The organism is Paracoccus sp. J56, from assembly GCF_019633685.1.
GTDB classification, from domain to species: Bacteria; Pseudomonadota; Alphaproteobacteria; order Rhodobacterales; family Rhodobacteraceae; genus Paracoccus; species Paracoccus kondratievae.
In genome coordinates this window covers 114,446-132,565 of sequence record NZ_JAFL01000005.1, presented here as the reverse complement: position 1 = coordinate 132,565, position 18,120 = coordinate 114,446, and the positions used below count along the sequence as shown (strand labels likewise).

The 18,120-nt window shown below is 64.4% G+C and carries 16 protein-coding genes and 1 pseudogene; 14 read left to right on the top strand and 3 right to left on the bottom strand.

Annotated elements, in window-relative coordinates; genetic code table 11:
* Positions 1 to 224: 224 nt before the first annotated feature.
* Positions 225 to 1,381, top strand: a pseudogene (locus tag M511_RS19570) (aspartate aminotransferase family protein).
* Here the strand turns inward: M511_RS19570 and M511_RS05470 are convergent.
* A complete protein-coding gene (locus M511_RS05470; protein WP_010397030.1) occupies positions 1,318 to 2,295 on the bottom strand; it encodes a LysR family transcriptional regulator in 978 nt (325 codons plus the stop codon). The pseudogene M511_RS19570 and the gene M511_RS05470 sit on opposite strands and share 64 nt — an antisense overlap.
* Positions 2,296 to 2,379: 84 nt before the next feature.
* Here M511_RS05470 and M511_RS05465 point away from each other — a divergent pair, with 84 nt between their 5' ends.
* Positions 2,380 to 3,591, top strand: coding sequence for an acyl-CoA dehydrogenase (locus M511_RS05465; RefSeq protein WP_010397032.1), 1,212 nt, complete (start codon positions 2,380 to 2,382; stop codon positions 3,589 to 3,591).
* Positions 3,591 to 4,736 carry a CaiB/BaiF CoA transferase family protein gene (locus M511_RS05460; protein WP_085501585.1) on the top strand — a complete coding sequence of 382 codons (1,146 nt, stop codon included), beginning with the start codon at positions 3,591 to 3,593 and terminating at the stop codon, positions 4,734 to 4,736. Before M511_RS05465 ends, M511_RS05460 begins: the two co-directional genes overlap by 1 nt.
* On the opposite strand, the gene M511_RS05455 is transcribed toward M511_RS05460, so the two are convergent.
* Complete coding sequence (locus tag M511_RS05455; RefSeq protein ID WP_085501584.1) at positions 4,733 to 5,641, bottom strand: AraC-like ligand-binding domain-containing protein; 909 nt, start codon at positions 5,639 to 5,641, stop codon at positions 4,733 to 4,735. The genes M511_RS05460 and M511_RS05455 overlap by 4 nt on opposite strands.
* Before the next feature lie 331 nt (positions 5,642 to 5,972).
* Here M511_RS05455 and M511_RS19405 point away from each other — a divergent pair, with 331 nt between their 5' ends.
* The 9 genes from M511_RS19405 (at position 5,973) to M511_RS05415 (ending at position 14,517) form a co-directional block, all read left to right on the top strand.
* A complete protein-coding gene (locus M511_RS19405) occupies positions 5,973 to 6,179 on the top strand; it encodes a hydantoinase B/oxoprolinase family protein (RefSeq protein WP_254901041.1) in 207 nt (68 codons plus the stop codon).
* Positions 6,098 to 6,517 carry a hydantoinase B/oxoprolinase family protein gene (locus tag M511_RS19400; RefSeq protein ID WP_336245876.1) on the top strand — a complete coding sequence of 140 codons (420 nt, stop codon included), beginning with the start codon at positions 6,098 to 6,100 and terminating at the stop codon, positions 6,515 to 6,517. The genes M511_RS19405 and M511_RS19400 overlap by 82 nt, the downstream gene beginning before the upstream one ends.
* Before the next feature lie 84 nt (positions 6,518 to 6,601).
* The gene (locus tag M511_RS05445; protein ID WP_176224517.1) at positions 6,602 to 6,874 is read left to right on the top strand and encodes a hypothetical protein; all 273 of its coding nucleotides are present in this window, start codon (positions 6,602 to 6,604) and stop codon (positions 6,872 to 6,874) included.
* Positions 6,875 to 7,075: 201 nt separating this feature from the next.
* Positions 7,076 to 8,962 carry a sensor histidine kinase gene (locus M511_RS05440; RefSeq protein ID WP_139824541.1) on the top strand — a complete coding sequence of 629 codons (1,887 nt, stop codon included), beginning with the start codon at positions 7,076 to 7,078 and terminating at the stop codon, positions 8,960 to 8,962.
* On the top strand, positions 8,959 to 10,308 hold the full coding sequence (locus tag M511_RS05435) for a sigma-54-dependent transcriptional regulator (protein ID WP_085501583.1): 1,350 nt from the start codon (positions 8,959 to 8,961) through the stop codon (positions 10,306 to 10,308). Before M511_RS05440 ends, M511_RS05435 begins: the two co-directional genes overlap by 4 nt.
* Before the next feature lie 194 nt (positions 10,309 to 10,502).
* Positions 10,503 to 11,477 carry a tripartite tricarboxylate transporter substrate-binding protein gene (locus M511_RS05430; protein ID WP_085501582.1) on the top strand — a complete coding sequence of 325 codons (975 nt, stop codon included), beginning with the start codon at positions 10,503 to 10,505 and terminating at the stop codon, positions 11,475 to 11,477.
* Positions 11,478 to 11,541: 64 nt separating this feature from the next.
* Entirely contained in the window at positions 11,542 to 12,006 is a 465-nt protein-coding gene (locus tag M511_RS05425; RefSeq protein WP_010397047.1) for a tripartite tricarboxylate transporter TctB family protein, read from the top strand.
* Between the two features lie 12 nt (positions 12,007 to 12,018).
* Positions 12,019 to 13,527, top strand: a complete 1,509-nt coding sequence (locus M511_RS05420; RefSeq protein ID WP_010397050.1) for a tripartite tricarboxylate transporter permease — start codon at positions 12,019 to 12,021, stop codon at positions 13,525 to 13,527.
* 24 nt (positions 13,528 to 13,551) lie between these two features.
* Positions 13,552 to 14,517, top strand: coding sequence for a Bug family tripartite tricarboxylate transporter substrate binding protein (locus M511_RS05415; RefSeq protein ID WP_085501581.1), 966 nt, complete (start codon positions 13,552 to 13,554; stop codon positions 14,515 to 14,517).
* Between the two features lie 41 nt (positions 14,518 to 14,558).
* On the opposite strand, the gene M511_RS05410 is transcribed toward M511_RS05415, so the two are convergent.
* Positions 14,559 to 15,368 (bottom strand): FadR/GntR family transcriptional regulator, encoded by an 810-nt coding sequence (locus M511_RS05410; protein WP_010397054.1) that lies wholly within the window; start codon positions 15,366 to 15,368, stop codon positions 14,559 to 14,561.
* A gap of 175 nt (positions 15,369 to 15,543) precedes the next feature.
* On the opposite strand from M511_RS05410, the gene M511_RS05405 reads away from it, so the two are divergent.
* Positions 15,544 to 16,989 carry an FAD-linked oxidase C-terminal domain-containing protein gene (locus M511_RS05405; RefSeq protein WP_217809584.1) on the top strand — a complete coding sequence of 482 codons (1,446 nt, stop codon included), beginning with the start codon at positions 15,544 to 15,546 and terminating at the stop codon, positions 16,987 to 16,989.
* Positions 16,986 to 18,119, top strand: a complete 1,134-nt coding sequence (locus M511_RS05400; protein WP_085501580.1) for an FAD-binding protein — start codon at positions 16,986 to 16,988, stop codon at positions 18,117 to 18,119. Before M511_RS05405 ends, M511_RS05400 begins: the two co-directional genes overlap by 4 nt.
* The last annotated feature ends 1 nt before the right edge of the window (position 18,120 follow it).

The following is an 18,120-nucleotide window of genomic DNA, read 5'->3' as shown; positions in this document are numbered from 1 at the left end:
GGTGATGCGTTCCAACTCCATACCGATACGAGATTTCCTGAAAATCTATGCTCAATATATCGAGCATGAAATAAGCCGATTCCGTCAGCATGGGGATCTGGACATGGAATCAACGCAGTTGAGCGCCGCCGTCAGGCGGCGGTCGTGCGCGGGGGGTCGGTACGCGGGATATCTATGCCGTCCGGGCCGGGAATGCCGGGCTATGGACCGCCGAGGGGCGGCGGATGCTGGGTTTCGCCGCCGGGATTGCCGCGACCAGCACCGGCCACCGCCACCCTAAGGTGATCGAGGCGGTTCAGCGCCAGATGCAGACCTTTACCCATACCTGCTTTCATGTCGCGCCCTATGAAACCTATGTCGATCTGGCCGAGCGGCTGAATGCCCTGACCCCCGGTGATTTCGCTAGAAAAACCATGCCTGCCACCACCGGGGCCGAGGCGGTCGAGAATGCGGTTAAGATGGCGCGTGCCTTTACCGGGCGTTCGGGGGCGATCGCCTTTAACGGTGCTTTCCATGGGCGCATGTTGCTGGGCATGGCGCTGACCGGCAAGGTTGCGCCCTATAGCAGGTTTCGGCGCCATGCCGCCCGTGGTCCATCACGGCCTTTTCCCCAACCCATGACCAGGGTTTCGGTTGCGCAGGCAGTCGCGCATCTTGAGGCGCTTTTCGCCTCATCCGCCGATCCCCGCCGTGTTGCCGCGATCATCGTTGAGCCGGTACAGGGCGAGGGCGGGTTTAACATAGCTCCGCCCGAGTTTCTGGCAGCGCTGCGCCGCATCTGCGACACCCATGACATCGTGCTGATCGGGGATGAAATTCAGGCGGGTATGGCGCGGACCGGGCGCATGTTCGGTTTTCAGCATTCCGGTATCGCGCCGGATCTTGTGACCATGGCCAAGGGTCTGGCAGGGGGCGTTCCCTTGCCGGCGGTGACGGGCCGGCCGGGATCGTCGATGCGCCGGCCCCCGGCGGATTGGGTGGCACCTATGCCGGCAACCCTCTGGCAGTTGCGGCGGCGCTGGCAGTGCCGGAGGTGATCGCGGCCGAGGATCTCTGCGCCCGCGCCGAAGAGATTGGTCTGGCGATCCGCGGGCGGTTACAAAAGCTCGCCGGGCGCTTCCCTGCTATCGGTGACGTGCGCGGGCTTGGCGCGATGAATGCGTTTGGGCTGGTGCGGACAGATGACCCCAGCCAGCCCGATCCGCAGCTGACCGCCGTCATTGTTGCCGAGGCCGAGGCGAGGGGGCTGATCCTGCTGTCTTGCGGCACGCGTTACAATGTCATCCGCCTGCTGCCGCCGCTGACCATCCCCGAGGATCAGTTGTCCGAGGCGCTGGACATCCTTGAAGCCTCGATCGAGGCGGCATTGGTCCCGGCCTGATCATCAAGACCTTCGCCGTCCCGCGCCATGCGGACGGCGATCCAGTCCCGAAAGGCGGCCAGCGGTTTCAGCCCCGATTTGCGGGTGGGCCATGCCAGCCAATAAGCGCCGCTGCCCGGCACCCCCTGCCGCAGCAGCGGCGCAAGCCTGCCCTCGGCGATTTCGACGCGGGCCAGATAATCGGGCAACAGCGCCACTCCCAGACCCGAGATCGCCGCCTGAATCATCATCGAGAACTGGTCCATCATCATCCCGTTCAGCGGCTGGGGCGGTGGGGCGCCCTGTCCGCGAAACCATGCCTGCCACGCATCGGGTCGCGTCGGCAGCTGCAACAGCACCATCCCGGCCAGATCGGCGGCGCAGGCGACCGGCCGGCGGGCCAAAAGCCCGGGCGCGGCGCAGGCGGTCAGTCTTTCATCGAAAAGCTTCAGATGCTCGGCCCCGGGCCAGTCGTCCTGGCCATAATAGATCATCGCGTCAAAGGGCTCTTCATCAAAGCTGAAGCGGCGAAAGCGGGTCGTCAGGTTGATCGAGACGCCGGGATGTGCCGACAGGAAATCGGGCAGGCGTGGCGCAAGCCAGCGCGTGGCAAAGGTCGGCAGCACCGCCAGATCCAGGCTGCCGCCATCGGGATTGGCTATCAGCGACATGCTGGCGCGCTGGACCAGATCCAGCGCCGCTGCAATGTCGCGGAAATAACGCTCGGCCGCTTCGGTCGGGGTCAGGCGCTTTTTGTGGCGGATAAACAGGGGCTGGCCCAGCTGTGCCTCAAGGCTCTGCAAAAGGCGGCTGACGGTGCTTTGCGTCAGCCCCAGATCCTGCGCCGCCCCGGTGACCGAGCCGGTGCGCATCACCGCGTCAAAGGCCAGCAGCAGGCTGAGGTTGGGAAGAAAGCGTCTTTGCCGCAAGAACATTCATCCTATGCATGAACTAATGAGGATTATCCATTTTCCGGCCGGGTTTGAAAGCGGTAATGAATAAAGTGACAGCATTATTGCATGAGGCATGACGTGACGACGAAATCGCATAAGGGCGGCGCCTTTTCCTGGTCCGATCCGTTCCTGCTTGACGATCAGCTGACCGAAGAAGAGCGGATGATCCGCGACACCGCTGCGGCTTTTGCCGCCGACCGACTGGCTCCGCGGGTCGAGGCGGCTTATCTCAATGAGGAAACCGACCCCGAGATCTTTCGTGAGATGGGGGCGTCGGGCCTTTTGGGCGTCACGGTTGACGAAGCTTACGGCGGTGTCGGCGCCTCTTACGTCTCTTACGGCCTTGTCGCGCGCGAGATCGAGCGTATCGATTCGGGCTATCGCTCGATGGCCTCGGTACAAAGCTCTCTCGTCATGTTCCCGATCGAGGCCTATGGCAGCGAAGAGCAAAAGCAGAAGTACCTGCCCAAGCTTGCCACAGGCGAATTCATCGGTTGTTTCGGCCTGACCGAACCTGATGCGGGTTCGGACCCCGCTGGCATGAAAACCCGCGCCCGCAAGGTTGACGGTGGCTATGTGCTGAACGGGTCCAAGATGTGGATCTCGAACGCGCCCATCGCCGATGTCTTTGTGGTCTGGGCCAAGTCCGAAGCCCATGGCGGCAAGGTGCGTGGCTTTGTGCTGGAAAAGGGCATGAAGGGCCTGTCCGCCCCCAAGATTGAAGGTAAGCTGTCCCTGCGCGCCTCGATCACTGGTGAAATCGTGATGGAGGATGTCGAGGTTGGCGAAGACGCGCTGTTGCCCAATGTCGAGGGGATGAGCGGCCCCTTTGGCTGTCTTAACCGGGCGCGCTATGGCATCAGCTGGGGCGCGATGGGTGCGGCCGAGGATTGCTGGCACCGTGCCCGCCAATACGGGCTTGACCGCCACCAGTTCAACCGCCCGCTGGCCGCGACGCAGCTTTACCAGAAAAAGCTGGCCGATATGCAGACCGAGATCGCGCTGGGCCTGCAGGCCAGCCTGCGCGTCGGGCGGCTGCTTGATGAGGGCAGGTTCGCGCCCGAGATGATCTCGATCATCAAGCGCAACAACTGCGGCAAGGCGCTGGATATCGCCCGCATGGCCCGTGACATGCACGGCGGCAACGGCATCCAGATCGGCTATCACGTCATGCGCCATGCGCAAAACCTTGAGACGGTGAACACCTATGAGGGCACCCATGACGTGCATGCGCTGATTCTTGGCCGTGCCCAGACCGGCATTCAGGCCTTTTCCTGATGGCAGAGCCGGCACTCAGGGGGCTGCGCGTCGTCGAACTGGCGCGCATCCTTGCCGGACCGTGGATCGGCCAGACCCTGGCCGATCTGGGTGCCGAGGTGATCAAGGTCGAGGCGCCCGAGGGCGACGACACCCGCCGCTGGGGCCCACCTTTCATTGAGCGGGCGCGCGCCGATGGTACGACCGAACGGGTCGCGGCCTATTTCCACGCCGCCAATCGCGGCAAGCGCTCGGTCACCTGCGATTTCAACGATCCCGCTGATCTTGAGCGTCTGCGGGCGCTGATTGATCAGGCAGATGTGGTGGTCGAGAACTTCAAGCTGGGCGGCCTGCGCAAGTTCGGCCTTGATTACGAAACGCTGTCGGGGCGCAATCCCCGGCTGATCTATGCCTCGATTACCGGCTTTGGTCAGGATGGCCCACGCGCCGCCCAGCCGGGCTATGATTTCCTGATCCAGGGCATGTGCGGCATCATGGACCTGACCGGAGAGCCGCAGGGCGAGCCGCAAAAGGTCGGTGTCGCCTGGATCGACATCTTTACCGGCCTTTACGGCGTGATCGCGGTACAGGCGGCGCTGGCCGAACGGCAGCGTTCGGGCCTTGGTCAGCATCTGGACCTGTCACTGCTGGATTGCGGGGTGGCGGTGCTGGCCAATCAGGCGACGAATTACCTGTTGGGTGGGGTAGTGCCGCATCGGCTGGGCAATGCCCACCCGAATATCGTTCCCTATCAGCTGTTCCCGGCCTCGGACGGGCACCTGATTATTGCCTGCGGCAATGACCGCCAGTTCTCTGCCCTGTGCCGCGTGCTTGGGCTGACCGGTCTGGCGGACGATCCCGATTATGCGACCAACCCCGCACGGGTTGCAAACCGTGTCCGGCTGGTTCCGTTGCTGTCGGATGCCACCCGTCTTCGGACCCGGGCAGATCTGATCGCCGCGCTGGAGGGGGCAGGTGTCCCCGCCGGTCCGGTCAATGATCTGGCCGAGGCGCTGGCTGATCCGCAGGTTCAGGCGCGTGATCTGCGGGTCGCCCCCGAAGGCATCGCCGGTCTGCGCAGCCCCTTGCGCTTTTCGCGCAGCCCGCTTGTTACCGACCGTGCCGCCCCGTCCTTGGGCGAGGGCGAATGGCGCTTTGAAAGCTAGTCGCTGCCGCGCCGCCCTTCACGAAAGGCGGTGCGGCAGCTGCTTGGGGTCTGGCCGGACATGGCCCGGAACAGGCGCGAAAACTGCGCCTGATCGCTGAAGCCAAAGCGATAGGCGATCAAGGCCAGCGACAGACCTCCGGCATCTCGCGGGGCCTTCAGCCGGGCCTCGCGGATGAATTGCACCACCGTGGTTTCGGTATCGCCAAACAGGTCGTGCAGATCGTGTTTCCAGATGCCGCAGGCGGCTGCCACCGTCTCGGGCGCCAGCGAAAGGTCGGTGAGCTGGCGCAGGACAACATCCTGCGCACGCTTAAGATGGGCGGCGCGGATGACGGTGGCCGCCCCGCTGTCGACCTCGGCATGTCGGTCAAGCGCCAGCAGCTCGATCAGATGCCGGCCAAGAACCTCGGCTGCGGCGGGGTCCGACGGTATGGCATGGACGCGGCGCACCGTCTTGGCAAACAGCCCGCCCAGTCCCTTGCGCCCGTCAAAAAACGTGGCGCACAGCCGTTCAGCCAGCGCGCTGCGCGCAATCTTCATCACCAGCAGATCGTTGCGGGCCTGACAGGCAAAGCGATAGGGTTCATCCCCGTGTCCGATGATAAAGCCGCCCGGCGTGCAGGTGATGTCGCGGCCAGGCTGGCGAAACAGGACCGGCACAAGGCTGGGAATGGTGACCAGATATTCCCCGGCCTCGCCCTGACGGATCAACCCCGGCACCCGTTCGTAACAGGTGGGCTCGGTGCACAGCCGCGACAGCGAGACACGACCGGTGCTGCGCCGCTCTAGCCGACCCTGAAAGGTAGCCGGGTCCCGATAGCTGAGCTGTAGCGGAAAATAAATATCCGCGATGATGGCAGACCGCTGCGCCGCGCGTTCGGTCGGCGTTGCTGTAGTTTTCAACGGTCATGATGCGCCTTCCCGCATCGACTGGACGATTCGTGGCGCGCAGGACCCGTCGGGCAAAAGAAAACTCGCATACCGGGGTGGGGGATTGCCCATCTGCGCCCGATCCTGCCGTGCGGATGGGCGGTGGTGCACGCAAGACAAGTTTATCTGCACCCCGCGCCAAGACCGCCGCCCGCCTGCGGCGCAACATCGGCTGATCGGAAAGATGCCGCGTCAGACGGCACCCCGCGGAGATCATCGTGGACAGCCCTTTCGGCTGTCCTGCTGCGCGTGCCTGTGCGGCCCAGACAGGGAGCAGCCATGACCAGACCCCATCATCCTGTCGGTGGTGCGCGGCGTTCTGGCAACCGGGCAGCGCGAGATGACGCTGACGCTGGAACAGACCGCGCGCAGCTCGGCCTTTAACCTTGCGCTTGGCTATTTGACCGCGCTTTTCAACCACACGCCCGAATTGATCCGGCAAGGTCAGGACATCCCGATCTATCTCGGCAGCCTGATCCCGGCGATGAAATCGGCGGCGCGCTTTTTTTAGGCGATATCCACGAAGGCGATCTGATCCAGCATAACGACCCCGCATATGAGGGCAGCCATATCATCGGCACCTGCATGTATTACCTGGGTTTCCACGAGGGTGAGCTGGTGTTCTGGCCGGTCTGCAAAGGGCACCTGACCGATGTGGGCGGCCCGTTCCCGCAGGCTGCAACCCCAACGCGACCGGGATCTTTGCCGAAGGGTTGCGTATCCCCCCGGTCAAGCTCTTGGATCGCGGCAAGGGAAGGGGCCGTCCCAGGCCCCGCCCATCAAGCAATCACAATAATCACACAATCAGAACAGACAGGGAGCTTTAGCCATGGCTGGATCTTTGGATAATTCACAGGAGCTGGAGTTTTCGGATCGGCCTGTGCCAGCCGATCAGCGCATGGGCCGGCTGCCGCTGACCATGATCGCTCGGCCGTGTTCTATCTGGTTATCGCTGCCTCACTGGCGCTGGTCTATGGCGCAAGAAATGCCATCATCGGCCTTGTGCTGTCGGTGCTGACCTACGCGGCGGTGAATGCGGTGCTGGTCCGCCATGCGATCCGGACCGGGCTTAGCGTCTCGTTGTTCTCGCGCATTCTGCCGGGTCGCAGCGGGGCGGCGGTGGCGACGCTGATCTTTTTCGCGACTGACATATATTGCGCGGTATTCGAGGGCCCGGTGATCGCAGTGGCGCTGATCTTTGGCTAGATCCGGAACCGGCTTGACCAGTTCAACTGGGTGCTTTGCCGTTCTATCCTATCGGCCTTGTGGCGGCGTTGGCTTATGCGGTGCGCTCTGGCCGGATGGCGGCGCGGCGGGCACTGTCCTGATCCCCGATGCAAGGCCGGTTGCGTGCGGCCGGTCTTGCTGTCAGATTCGGCCATCGGAGGAGCAGCAGAGGCCCAGGCCATGTCCCGCAGTCACGGGGTCCAGATGCGGATCGAGGACCCGGCGTCGCGCAAGGCGGCGTCGGGGCGCTGGTGGCTGGTCTTTGGCCTTGCCGTCGTTGCGGCGATCCTTTGGCTGGGCACCCAGCTTGCCTATCAGCATTACTTTCGCCAGGGGCAGGCGCGCGCCGCCACCGCGCTGCGGCTGACGGTGAATGCGCTGACCGCCGATCTGGCGCGCTATGAGGTGGTGCCGCAACTGGTCGCCGATCTGGACCTGATCCACCAGCTGGCCGCCGATCCCGGCAATGCCGCTCTGCGCCGCCAGACCAATGAATGGCTGGCCGAGCAGAATGAGGATGTGCAGGCCTCGGATATCTATCTGATTCTGTCCGACGGCCAGACGATCGCCCATTCGGGCTATCTGGGCCCGGCAAGCTTTGTTGGTCAGAATTTCAGCTATCGACCCTATTTCATTGATGCCATGGCGGGCGGACAGGGGCGTTTTTACGGCATCGGCACGACTTCGGGCATCCGGGGCTATTTCTTTTCGGCCCCGGTGCTGGATCAGCAGGGCCGGATCGTCGCCGTGGTCGCAGTCAAGATCGGCGTTGACCGGATCGAGGCCTCGTGGCGCGGCAACCAATACCGGGTGCTGGTGACCGACCCCGAGGGCACGGCCTTTCTGTCCTCAGAGCCAAGCTGGCTTTACCATAGCATCCAGCCCCTGACGGCCGAGCGGCTGGCCCGCAGCGAGTCCTCGCGCCGCTATGCCGGGACTCCGCTTTCCGAACTGCCGGTTGAGCGGCTGAACTTGCATGGCGTGCCGATGTTCCGCTTGCCCCCCGCTTTGAGCGATGAGGTTGAGCGTAGCCACGACTATATCGTTGCCTCGGAGCAGATGCCGGCGGCGGGCTGGACCGTGCATGTGCTGACCGACAGTGCTGACCTGCGGGCCGAGGCGCGGCTGGCGATGATCAGCCTGTTGCTGCTTTTGTCGGTGGCGGGCTTTGGGCTGATGATGTGGCGCCAGCGCCGTGCCCAGGCGGCCGAGCGGCTGGCCATGCAGCAATTCGCCACTGCCGAGCTTGAACGCCGGGTGATCGAGCGCACGGCTGCCCTTGCGCGCGTCAACGGCCAGCTTGAACAAGAGATCACCGAACGCCGCGCCACCGAGGCCGAGCTGCGCGCCGCGCAAGCCAGTCTGGTACAGGTCGGCAAGCTGGCGGCGCTGGGGCAGATGTCGGCCTCGCTCTCGCATGAGATCAACCAGCCGCTGGCGGCGGCGCGCAACTATGCCGACAGCGCTGCCATCCTGATCGAGCGGGGCGATTATGCCCGCGCCCGCGACAATATCGTCCAGATCCTTGCTTTGGTTGACCGCATGGCCGCCATTGGCAAGCACCTGCGCCATGCGGCGCGCAAACCGGATGAGCGGCTGGGGGCGGTCACGCTGGCTTCGCTGATCGACGAAACCCGTACCATCGTCGCCGCGCGTCTGGCCAGCAGCGGGGCTGAGCTTGAACTGGACCTGCCGGCCGATCTGCCGCCGCTGCGCGCGGGGCCGACGCGCCTGCAACAGGTGCTGGTCAACCTGATCACCAATGCCGCTGATGCCGTCGAAGGGGGCGCGGATCGCCGTATCACCCTGTCGGCGCGGGCCGGGGGCGGGCGTGTCGCCATCCGCGTCCGCGACCGTGGTCCCGGCGTGCCCGAGGCCATTGCCGCACGGATTTTCGACCCGTTCTTTACCACCAAGGGGATGGGGGCCGGGCTGGGTCTGGGCCTGTCGATCACCGCCAATATCGTGCGCGACTTCGGCGGCGAGATCACCTGCCGCAATGCCGAGCCGGGGGCCGAGTTCTGCGTGACCCTGCCCGCCGCCGCCGTTGACGAGGCTGCCGCATGACCCCGCGCGTGCTTTTGGTCGAGGATGACGAGCAGATGCGCAGCTCGACCGCGCAGGCGCTTGAGCTTGCCGGTTTCGCGGTCGAGACGCTGGCATCGGGCGAAGAGGCGCTGGCGCTGGTCGGACCCGGTTTTTCGGGCGCAGTGGTCAGCGATATCCGCATGCCTGGTATGGACGGGATGACGCTGCTTGGCCGCCTGCATGAGATTGACGCCGAAATTCCGGTCATCCTTGTCACCGGCCATGCCGAGGTGCCGCTGGCGGTCGAGGCAATCCGCGGCGGGGCCTATGATTTCATCGAAAAGCCCTTTGTGGTGCAGGAACTGGCGACCGTTATTCGCCGTGCGATTGACCATCGCGGTCTGGTGCTTGAGAACCGCCGGCTGCGCGCCGTGGCCGGCAAACGTGACGATGTCGAGGCCCGTTTGCCCGGTCGCACTCAGGTCATGGTCGATCTGCGCTATCGGCTGCGCGCAATCGGGGCCTCGGACACAGATACGCTGATCATCGGGCCGACGGGCGCGGGCAAAGAGGTGGTGGCGCGTGCGCTGCACGACATCTCGCCCCGGGCGGGACGGCCTTTTATCGCCATCAACTGCGCGGCTTTGCCCGAGGCGCTGATTGAAAGCGAGCTTTTCGGCCATGAGGCGGGGGCGTTTCCCGGTGCGCTGCGACCGCGTTACGGCAAGTTTGAACACGCGCGCGGGGGCACCGTACTGCTTGATGAAATCGGTTCGATGCCGCTGGAACTGCAGGCCAAGCTGCTGCGGGTCCTGCAAGAGCGGGTAATCACCCGGCTTGGCTCGAACGATCCGGTGCCGCTGGATGTGCGCTTTATCGCGGTCAGCAAGGTCGATCTGCAGGATGTGGTCGCGCAGGGTCGTTTCCGCGAGGATCTGTTCTGGCGACTGAACGTCGCGGTTTTGCATGTCCCGCCGCTGTCGGCCCGGCGTGAGGATATCCCGCTGCTCTTTATGCAGCTTCTGCGTGAGGCGGCCGCCCGCCATAACCTGCCCGAGCGTGAGGCACCGGCGGCCTTTCTGTCGGGCCTTGCGGCGCGGGAATGGCCGGGCAATGTGCGCGAACTGCGCAATCTTGCCGAACGTTTCGTTTTGGGTCTTGAAAACGCCGATCTGGACCCGGCGGGGCAGGGCGCGCGCCTTGCCGACCGTGTGGCCGAGTTCGAGCGCAGCCTGATCGCCTCGGCCATCGCCGCCCATGGTGGCAGGCTGCGGCCGGTCTATGAAACGCTTGGAATTTCGCGCAAGACGCTCTACGAAAAGATGCAGAAATACGGGCTTGATCGCCGCCTGATTGTCGATGCCGTCGAAGAGGATGGCGGCTGATTGCCTGGGATGGGTGGAAATCCACCCATTATTGCCGCGGCATGTTACCTGTTCCACCCATTTTGTGCGTCAGGCAGCGATTTGCAGGGTCGCGGGGCGCTTTTTGATTTGTGCCGCGCGGCTCTGCCGCCGCACCATTCCCCAAGGCCCGTGTCGAGGAGGACACCGGCCGCAGCATATATGGGGGAGGGAAGATGGCTTACCCAAGGCTTATCGGCGCGCTTTGCGCCACGACGATGCTGGTCGCCCCGGCATTCGCGCAGGACTGGCCGCAGCGTCAGATCACCATGGTGGTGCCGTTCTCGGCCGGGGGGCCGACCGATACCGTGGCGCGGATGGTGGCCGAACGGATGTCGGCCGATCTTGGCCAGCAGATCATTATCGAAAACATCGGCGGCGCGGGGGGCACCCTGGGGGCCGGCAATGTCGCCAAGGCCGATGCTGATGGCTATACGGTGCTTTTGCATCACATCGGCATGGCCACCTCGGCCACGCTATACCGCAACCTTGCCTATGACACGCTGAACGCCTTTGAATATGTCGGCCTTGTGACCGAGGTTCCGATGGTGGTCGTGTCCCGCAAGGACTTTGAACCCAAGGATTTCAAAGAGTTCATTTCCTACGTTAAAGATAATGCCGACAACCTGACGCTGGCCAATGCCGGGATCGGCTCGGCCTCGCATCTGTGCGGGATGATGCTGATGTCGGCGCTGGACGTGCAGCTGGTGACGGTCCCTTACAAGGGCACGGGCCCAGCGATGACCGACCTTCTGGGTGGTCAGACCGATCTGATGTGCGACCAGACGACCAACACCACCCAGCAGATCAAGGGCGGCACGATCAAGGCCTATGCCGTCACCACGCCCGAGCGGCTTGAGCTGTTTGCCGATCTGCCGACGGCGATGGAAAGCGGGCTTGACGGTTTTGACGTGTCGATCTGGCACGGCATCTACACGCCCAAGGGCACGCCCGCCGAGGTCAATGAAAGGCTGTCAAAGGCGCTGCAGGCCGCGCTGGCGGACGAGGGCGTGATCAAGGCCATGGCCGACCTTGGCACCGCCCCCTCGCCTGCCGGGGACGCCACGCCCGAGGCGCTGAAAACCAAGCTGGAAACCGAGATCGCCCGCTGGAAGCCGGTGATCGAAGCGGCTGGCGTCTACGCCGACTGATCCGGCCTATCCTGCGGCCGTGCCTTTTGCGGGCAGGGCCGCCTCAAGCAGGGAGAGGAAATTCATGTCCACAAAACCCAAGGACGGAACCGACATAGCCGCCGGGCTGCTGCTTATGGCGGCCGCCGGCTTTTTCGGCTGGCAGACAAGGGCGCTGGAAATCGGCACATCGCTGCGCATGGGGCCGGGTTATTTCCCCATGGTGCTGTCGGGGGTCCTGTTCCTGCTGGGGCTCGTCGTTTTTCTGCGCGCCTTTGGCCGCGAAGATGACGAACCCTTTGGCAAGATCGCCTGGCGCGGCATCCTGTTCATCCTGCCCGCGCCGATCTTTTTCGGTCTGACAGTGCGCGGTCTTGGTTTCGTGCCCGCGCTGTTTCTGACCTCATTCATCGCGGCACAGGCTTCGGTGCGGATGCGGCCTGTGCCGGCGCTGATTCTTGCGCTGGCGGTGACGATCCTGTCCACGCTGATCTTCAGCTACGGGCTTGGGCTGCCGTTCCGCCGCTTTGGCCCCTGGGTCCAGTTCTGACGGGGGGATGGCATGGATCTTATCAGCAATCTTGCACTTGGTTTTTCGGTCGCCTCGTCCTTTGCAAACCTTGCTTTCTGCCTGATCGGGGTGCTGCTTGGCACGCTGATCGGGGTGCTGCCCGGGATCGGTGCGACGGCGACCATCGCCATGCTTTTGCCGATCACCTTCCAGCTTGAGCCGGTAAGCTCGCTCATCATGCTGGCGGGGATCTATTACGGCGCGCAATACGGCGGTTCGACCACCGCGATCCTGATCAACATGCCGGGCGAAAGCTCGTCCGCCGTGACGGCGATTGACGGCTATCAGATGGCGCGCAAGGGTCGGGCGGGCACCGCGCTTGCCGTGGCGGCGCTCGGTTCGTTCTTTGCCGGCACGGTATCGACCTTTCTGGTGGCGATCTTTGCCCCGCCGCTGACCGAGGTGGCGCTGAAATTCGGGGCGGCTGAGTATTTCAGCCTTATGGTCATGGGTCTGGTGATGTCGGTTGCGCTGGCCCACGGCTCGGTCGTCAAGGCCCTGGCCATGGTGGTGCTGGGGCTGCTGCTGGGTCTGGTCGGTACCGACATCTATACCGGCGCGCCGCGCTTTACGATGGGCATCACCCAATATGCCGACGGGCTGAACTTTGTCGCCGTCGCGGTGGGTGTCTTTGGCATTGCCGAGATCCTGCGCAACCTTGAGGATGAGCATGACCGCGAAGTAATGACCAAAAACATCACCCGTCTGTTCCCGACCCGCCAAGAGCTGAAGCAGATGATCGGCCCGGTCCTGCGCGGCACGGGTGTCGGCTCGGTGCTGGGCATCCTGCCGGGCGGCGGGGCGATCCTTGCCTCTTTCGCCTCGTATACCGTGGAAAAGAAGCTTTCGGCCCATCCCGAGGAATTCGGCCAGGGTGCGCTTGCCGGTGTTGCCGGTCCTGAAAGCGCCAATAACGCCGGCGCGCAGACCAGCTTTATCCCGCTGCTGACGCTGGGCATTCCGGCAAACCCGGTGATGGCGCTGATGATCGGTGCAATGATCATTCAGGGCATCGTGCCTGGTCCGAACGTTGTCAGTGAACAGCCGCGCCTGTTCTGGGGCATCATTGCCAGCATGTGGATCGGCAACCTGATGCTGGTCGTGCTGAACCTGCCCCTGATCGGGCTGTGGGTGCGGCTGCTGACGGTGCCCTATTATGTGTTGTTCCCGATCATCATGGCCATGTGCTCGATCGGGGTCTATTCGGTGGCCTCGAACACCTATGACCTCTTTGCCGTCGCCTTCTTTGGGCTGCTTGGCTATGTGATGTCCAAACTGCGCTGCGAACCTGCGCCCCTGCTGCTGGGCTTTGTGCTTGGCCCGCTGCTGGAAGAGAACCTGCGTCGCGCCATGATCCTGTCGCGGGGCGATCCCACCACTTTCCTGACCCGTCCGATCAGCGCCACGCTGCTGCTGCTGTCGCTTGGCGTATTGGTTCTGGTGTTCATGCCCCAGATCCGCAAGCGCCGGGACGAGGTCTTTACCGAAAGCGATGCCTGAAATGCTGAACAGGGAGAGAAACCAATGACCGTATCCATCACCCGCCGCCTGCTCTTGGGCGCTGCCATGGCGCTTGGCCTGGCCGGGGCGGCCGCCGCCGAATACCCCGAACGGCCGATCACCCTGGTGATCCCCTTTGCCGCCGGAGGCTCGACCGATGTGGTGGGCCGCATCGTCGCCGACCGCATGAGCCAGGAGCTGGGCCAGCAGGTCATCGTCCAGAACGTTGGCGGCGCGGGCGGCAGCCTTGGCGCAGGTCAGGTCGCCAAGGCTGACCCCGATGGCTACACCATCCTGATGGCTACGGTTGCGACCCATGCGCTGAACCCGCTGATCCTTAAGCAGAAACCCTATGACCCGGTTGCGGATTTCGCGCCGATCTCGCTGCTTGTCCTGGTGCCGAACGTGCTGGCGGTTAACCCCGAACTTCCGGTCAACTCGGTGCAAGAGCTGATCGACCTCGCCAAGAAAGAGCCGCTCGCCTATGCCTCGTCGGGCAATGGTACGCCGCTGCACCTGTCGGGCGAGCTGTTCAAGGCCATGGCCGGAATCGACGTGACCCATATCCCCTACAAGGGTTCGGGCCCGGCGCTGACCGATGTGCTGGGCAATCAGGTGCCGATCATCTTTGACAACCTGCCCTCGGCCTCCAGCCATATCGCCTCGGGCAAGCTGCGGGCGCTTGGCGTGACCACCAAAGAGCGTGCGCCCAGCTTCCCCGATGTTCCCGCGATCGCCGAAACCCTGCCGGGATATGAGACCTATACCTGGAACGCGCTTTTTGCCCCCGCCGGCACCCCTCCCGAGGTGATCGAGCGGCTGAGCGCGGCCGCCAAGGCCGCCATGGCCGATCCGGCGGTTGCCGAGCGGATGAAGGACTTTTCGGCCACCATCGTCGCCTCGGGCCCCGAAGAGCTGGCCGAGCATGTCAAGGCCGAGATGGCGAAATGGGAACCCGTCGTCCGCGACGCGAACGTCAGCCTCGACTGATGCAGGCGCAGGGGCCGGGGGTAACCTCGGTCCATTTCCCCCTAGTTTTCGGCGGCCGGTGCGGATCTCGTGCCGGCCGCCCGGTTTCCGGCGCCTCCGCCATTCAGACGGCGCAGGGACAGATCCAGCCGGGCCTCAGCCTCGCGGATTTCTCGTCCGGCCTGACGCAGATAGCGGATGTGATCCTCGGCTGCCTGCCGCGCGGTTTGGGCGTCGCGGGCAAGGATCGCCTCGGCGATGGCGCGATGCTGGTGGCGCAGCAACTCACGGATCGCGGGGACTGAAAACAGCCGGCTGCGGTTCTGGATCACGTCCGAACGCAGCACCCCGGCCAGGGCCTGCATGATCTGCAGCAGCGTCAGGTTGTGGCTGGCCTCATAGATCAGCAAATGCAATTCGGCATCCGCCTCGGCCTCTTCGGCGGGGTCGGCGCCGGCATGGGCGCGCTCGATCCGCTTAACGCAGTCGCGGATGCGTGCCAGCTCGATCTCGGTCGCGCGGGTCGCGGCCATCGCGGCGGCCGAGCTTTCGACGATGCCACGGAACTCAAGGTAATCGTCCGCCGCCTCGGTATGGCGGGCAAGCAGCGCGATCAGCGGATCGGTGATCGCCGCCTGACCCAAAGGTGCGACGCTGGTGCCGCGCCCGGCGGCGCTGGTCAGCAGCCCGCGTTCCTCAAGGATCTTCAGCCCGTCACGCAGGGTCGAGCGTGAGACATTCAGCCGCTCGGCCAGTTCGCGTTCGGGCAGCAGCCTTTCGCCGGCCTGCAGCGAACCTTCAAGGATCAGCGCCTCAAGATGTTCGGCGACGGCGGTGGCGGCGCGCTCGGATTTCACGGTAGTGTTGGACATGGCTCGCCTTGGCATTCGGATTCACTTTGCATGAGTCTAAGCATGTTCGCAGGGCTGCGGTCCAGAAAAATACCAATTGACTGGTGTGGCCTGAAAATTATACCACTAATGAAACAGTGGCCGATTAACATAACCGCGCCATTCCTGACCAATGGGGGAGGATAGCTTGACCGGGATTGCCATGCCCCAGCCCGATGCGGGCATTATTGAGCGCGCGCCCCAGATCGTCGCCGCCCTGCGTGAGGTCCTGCCCGATGACGCGGTGATCTGGGACCCCGAGGAAACCCGTGCTTATGAATGCGACGCGCTGACTGCCTATCGCTGCCCGCCGCTTGCGGTGGTGTTGCCCCGCACCACGGCCGAGGTTGCGGCGGCGATGCGTGTCTGTCATCGCCTGCGGGTGCCGGTGGTGCCGCGCGGGGCGGGCACCTCGCTTGCCGGGGGGGCGCTGCCCACGGCCGATTGCGTCATCATCGCCACGCTGCGCCTGCGCGATGTGCTGGAAATCGACACTGAAAACCGCTTTATCCGCGTCCAGACCGGGGTCACGAACCTTTCGGTCAGTGGCGAGCTGGAACCGCACGGTTTTTTCTATGCGCCCGATCCTTCGTCCCAGCTGGCCTGCACCATTGCGGGCAATATCGCCATGAACTCGGGCGGGGCGCATTGTCTGAAATACGGCGTTACGACGAATAACCTGATGGGCGCGACCGTCGTGCTGACCGATGGCGAGGTGGTCGAACTGGGTGGGCCCGAAATGGGGCCGATGGGGCTGGATATGATGGGGCTGCTTTGCGGTTCCGAAGGGCAGCTTGGCATCGTGACCGAGGCGACCTTGCGCATCCTGCCCCGCCCCGAGGGCGCGCGTCCGGTGCTGATCGGCTTTGACGGGGCCGAGGTGGCGGGGGAATGCGTGGCGCGGATCATCCGCTCGGGCGTGCTGCCGGTCGCCATCGAGTACATGGATGATGTCTGCCTGCGCGCGGTCGAGGCCTTTGCCCGGGCCGGCTACCCCGATTGCGCTGCGGTGCTGATCGTCGAGGTCGAGGGATCCGTGCCCGAGATCGAGGATCAGATCGCCCGCATCCGCGAGATCGCTTCGGCGCTGAACCCGGTCGAGTTCCGCGAAAGCCGCAATGCCGATGAGGCGATGGCGATCTGGAAGGGGCGCAAATCCGCCTTTGGCGCGATGGGGCGGCTGGGTGATTACATCTGTCTGGACGGCACTGTTCCGGTCAGCAAGCTGCCCTATACGCTAAAGATGATCGGCGAGCTTTCGCGCTGGCACGGGCTGGAGGTCGCCAATGTCTTTCATGCCGGCGACGGCAACATGCATCCGCTGATCCTGTTCAACGCCAACAAGCCCGGCGATCTGGCTCGGGCCGAGGCTTTTGGCGCCGACATCCTGCGCCTTTGTGTCGATGTCGGCGGCTGTCTGACGGGCGAACATGGCGTCGGCGTCGAAAAGCGTGACCTGATGGGCAAGCAATACGATCCTGCGGATCTGGATATCCAGATGGCGGTCAAGGACGTGTTCGACCCGTGCTGGCTTTTGAACCCGGCCAAGGTTTTTCCGCTGGATGCAAGCCAGTCCTGGCGCGAGGAGGCCGCCCGCCGATGACCACCGACGCACCCAGCCGCGCGGGTTTGAGCCCCGCAAGCGAGGCCGAGCTTGGCGAGCTGATCGCCGAACGTCACGCCACCCGCCAGCCGCTGCGCATCACCGGCGGCGGCTCCCGCGTCGAGACCGGGGCGCTGTCAGGCGACACTCTTTCGACGGCCGCCATTTCGGGTGTGGTGACCTATGAGCCGGGCGAGATGACGCTGATCGCCCGTGCGGGCACTCCCTTGGACGAAATTCAGGCGATGCTGGCCGCCGAGGGGCAATCGCTTGCCTTTGAGCCCGCCGATATGCGCGGCGTTCTGGGCGGTAATGGCACCTCGACCATCGGCGGCGTGGTTGCGGCCAATGCCAGCGGGCCTCGCCGTATGCTTGTCGGGGCTTGCCGTGATCACCTGCTGGGCCTGCGCTTTGTGGACGGGCGCGGGCGGGTTCTGAAAAATGGCGGGCGGGTGATGAAGAATGTCACCGGGCTGGATCTGGGCAAGCTGCTTTGTGGCGCCCATGGCACCCTGGGCGTGCTGACCGAGGTGGCGCTGAAAACCCTGCCAATTCTGCCCGACCGCTGCGCGCTTGGCTTTCACGGCGTCACTGTGGACGAGGCGGCCCAGATCTTTGCCAGGGCGCTGGCGACCCCTTACGAGGTCTCGGGCGCGGCTTTTCGCGACGGCACCGCATGGCTGCGGGTCGAGGGGCTGGGGCCACAGATGGGTTATCGCCGCGACCGGCTGCTTGCGCTTTTGCAGCCGCGAGAGGCCGAGGTGCTGGACGCCGAGGCCACGCTGAGCCTGTGGCGCGGGCTGCGCGATCTGGATCATTTCGCCGGTACGGCTACGCCGCTGTGGCGGGTGCTTGTCAAGCCAAGCCTTGCCCCCTCGACCGTGCGTGCCTTGCAGGCGCTTGGGGGGGCCGTCTCGGTTGATTGGGGCGGGGGGCTGATCTGGTATTGTGGTCCCGGCCCGGCACAAGAGGTGCGGCAGATCGCGCGCCACGCGACGCTGGTGCGGCGGGGCGGGCTTGCGGGACCGGCTTTTGCGCCCGAAGCGCCCGCCGTTACCCGCCTGTCCCTGGGCCTGCGGCGGGTCTTTGACCCTGCGGGCATCCTCAACCCCGGACTGATGGATCAGTGAC

What these genes read in the sequence shown, in the direction of transcription:
- M511_RS05470 (WP_010397030.1), bottom strand. Translation starts at nt 2,295, where the DNA reads ATGTTCTTGCGGCAAAGACGCTTTCTTCCCAACCTCAGCCTGCTGCTG.
- M511_RS05420 (WP_010397050.1), top strand. Translation starts at nt 12,019, where the DNA reads ATGGATCTTATCAGCAATCTTGCACTTGGTTTTTCGGTCGCCTCGTCC.
- M511_RS05425 (WP_010397047.1), top strand. Translation starts at nt 11,542, where the DNA reads ATGTCCACAAAACCCAAGGACGGAACCGACATAGCCGCCGGGCTGCTG.
- M511_RS05400 (WP_085501580.1), top strand. Translation starts at nt 16,986, where the DNA reads ATGACCACCGACGCACCCAGCCGCGCGGGTTTGAGCCCCGCAAGCGAG.
- M511_RS05430 (WP_085501582.1), top strand. Translation starts at nt 10,503, where the DNA reads ATGGCTTACCCAAGGCTTATCGGCGCGCTTTGCGCCACGACGATGCTG.
- M511_RS05415 (WP_085501581.1), top strand. Translation starts at nt 13,552, where the DNA reads ATGACCGTATCCATCACCCGCCGCCTGCTCTTGGGCGCTGCCATGGCG.
- M511_RS05460 (WP_085501585.1), top strand. Translation starts at nt 3,591, where the DNA reads ATGGCAGAGCCGGCACTCAGGGGGCTGCGCGTCGTCGAACTGGCGCGC.
- M511_RS05435 (WP_085501583.1), top strand. Translation starts at nt 8,959, where the DNA reads ATGACCCCGCGCGTGCTTTTGGTCGAGGATGACGAGCAGATGCGCAGC.
- M511_RS05465 (WP_010397032.1), top strand. Translation starts at nt 2,380, where the DNA reads ATGAGGCATGACGTGACGACGAAATCGCATAAGGGCGGCGCCTTTTCC.
- M511_RS05410 (WP_010397054.1), bottom strand. Translation starts at nt 15,368, where the DNA reads ATGTCCAACACTACCGTGAAATCCGAGCGCGCCGCCACCGCCGTCGCC.
- M511_RS05440 (WP_139824541.1), top strand. Translation starts at nt 7,076, where the DNA reads ATGTCCCGCAGTCACGGGGTCCAGATGCGGATCGAGGACCCGGCGTCG.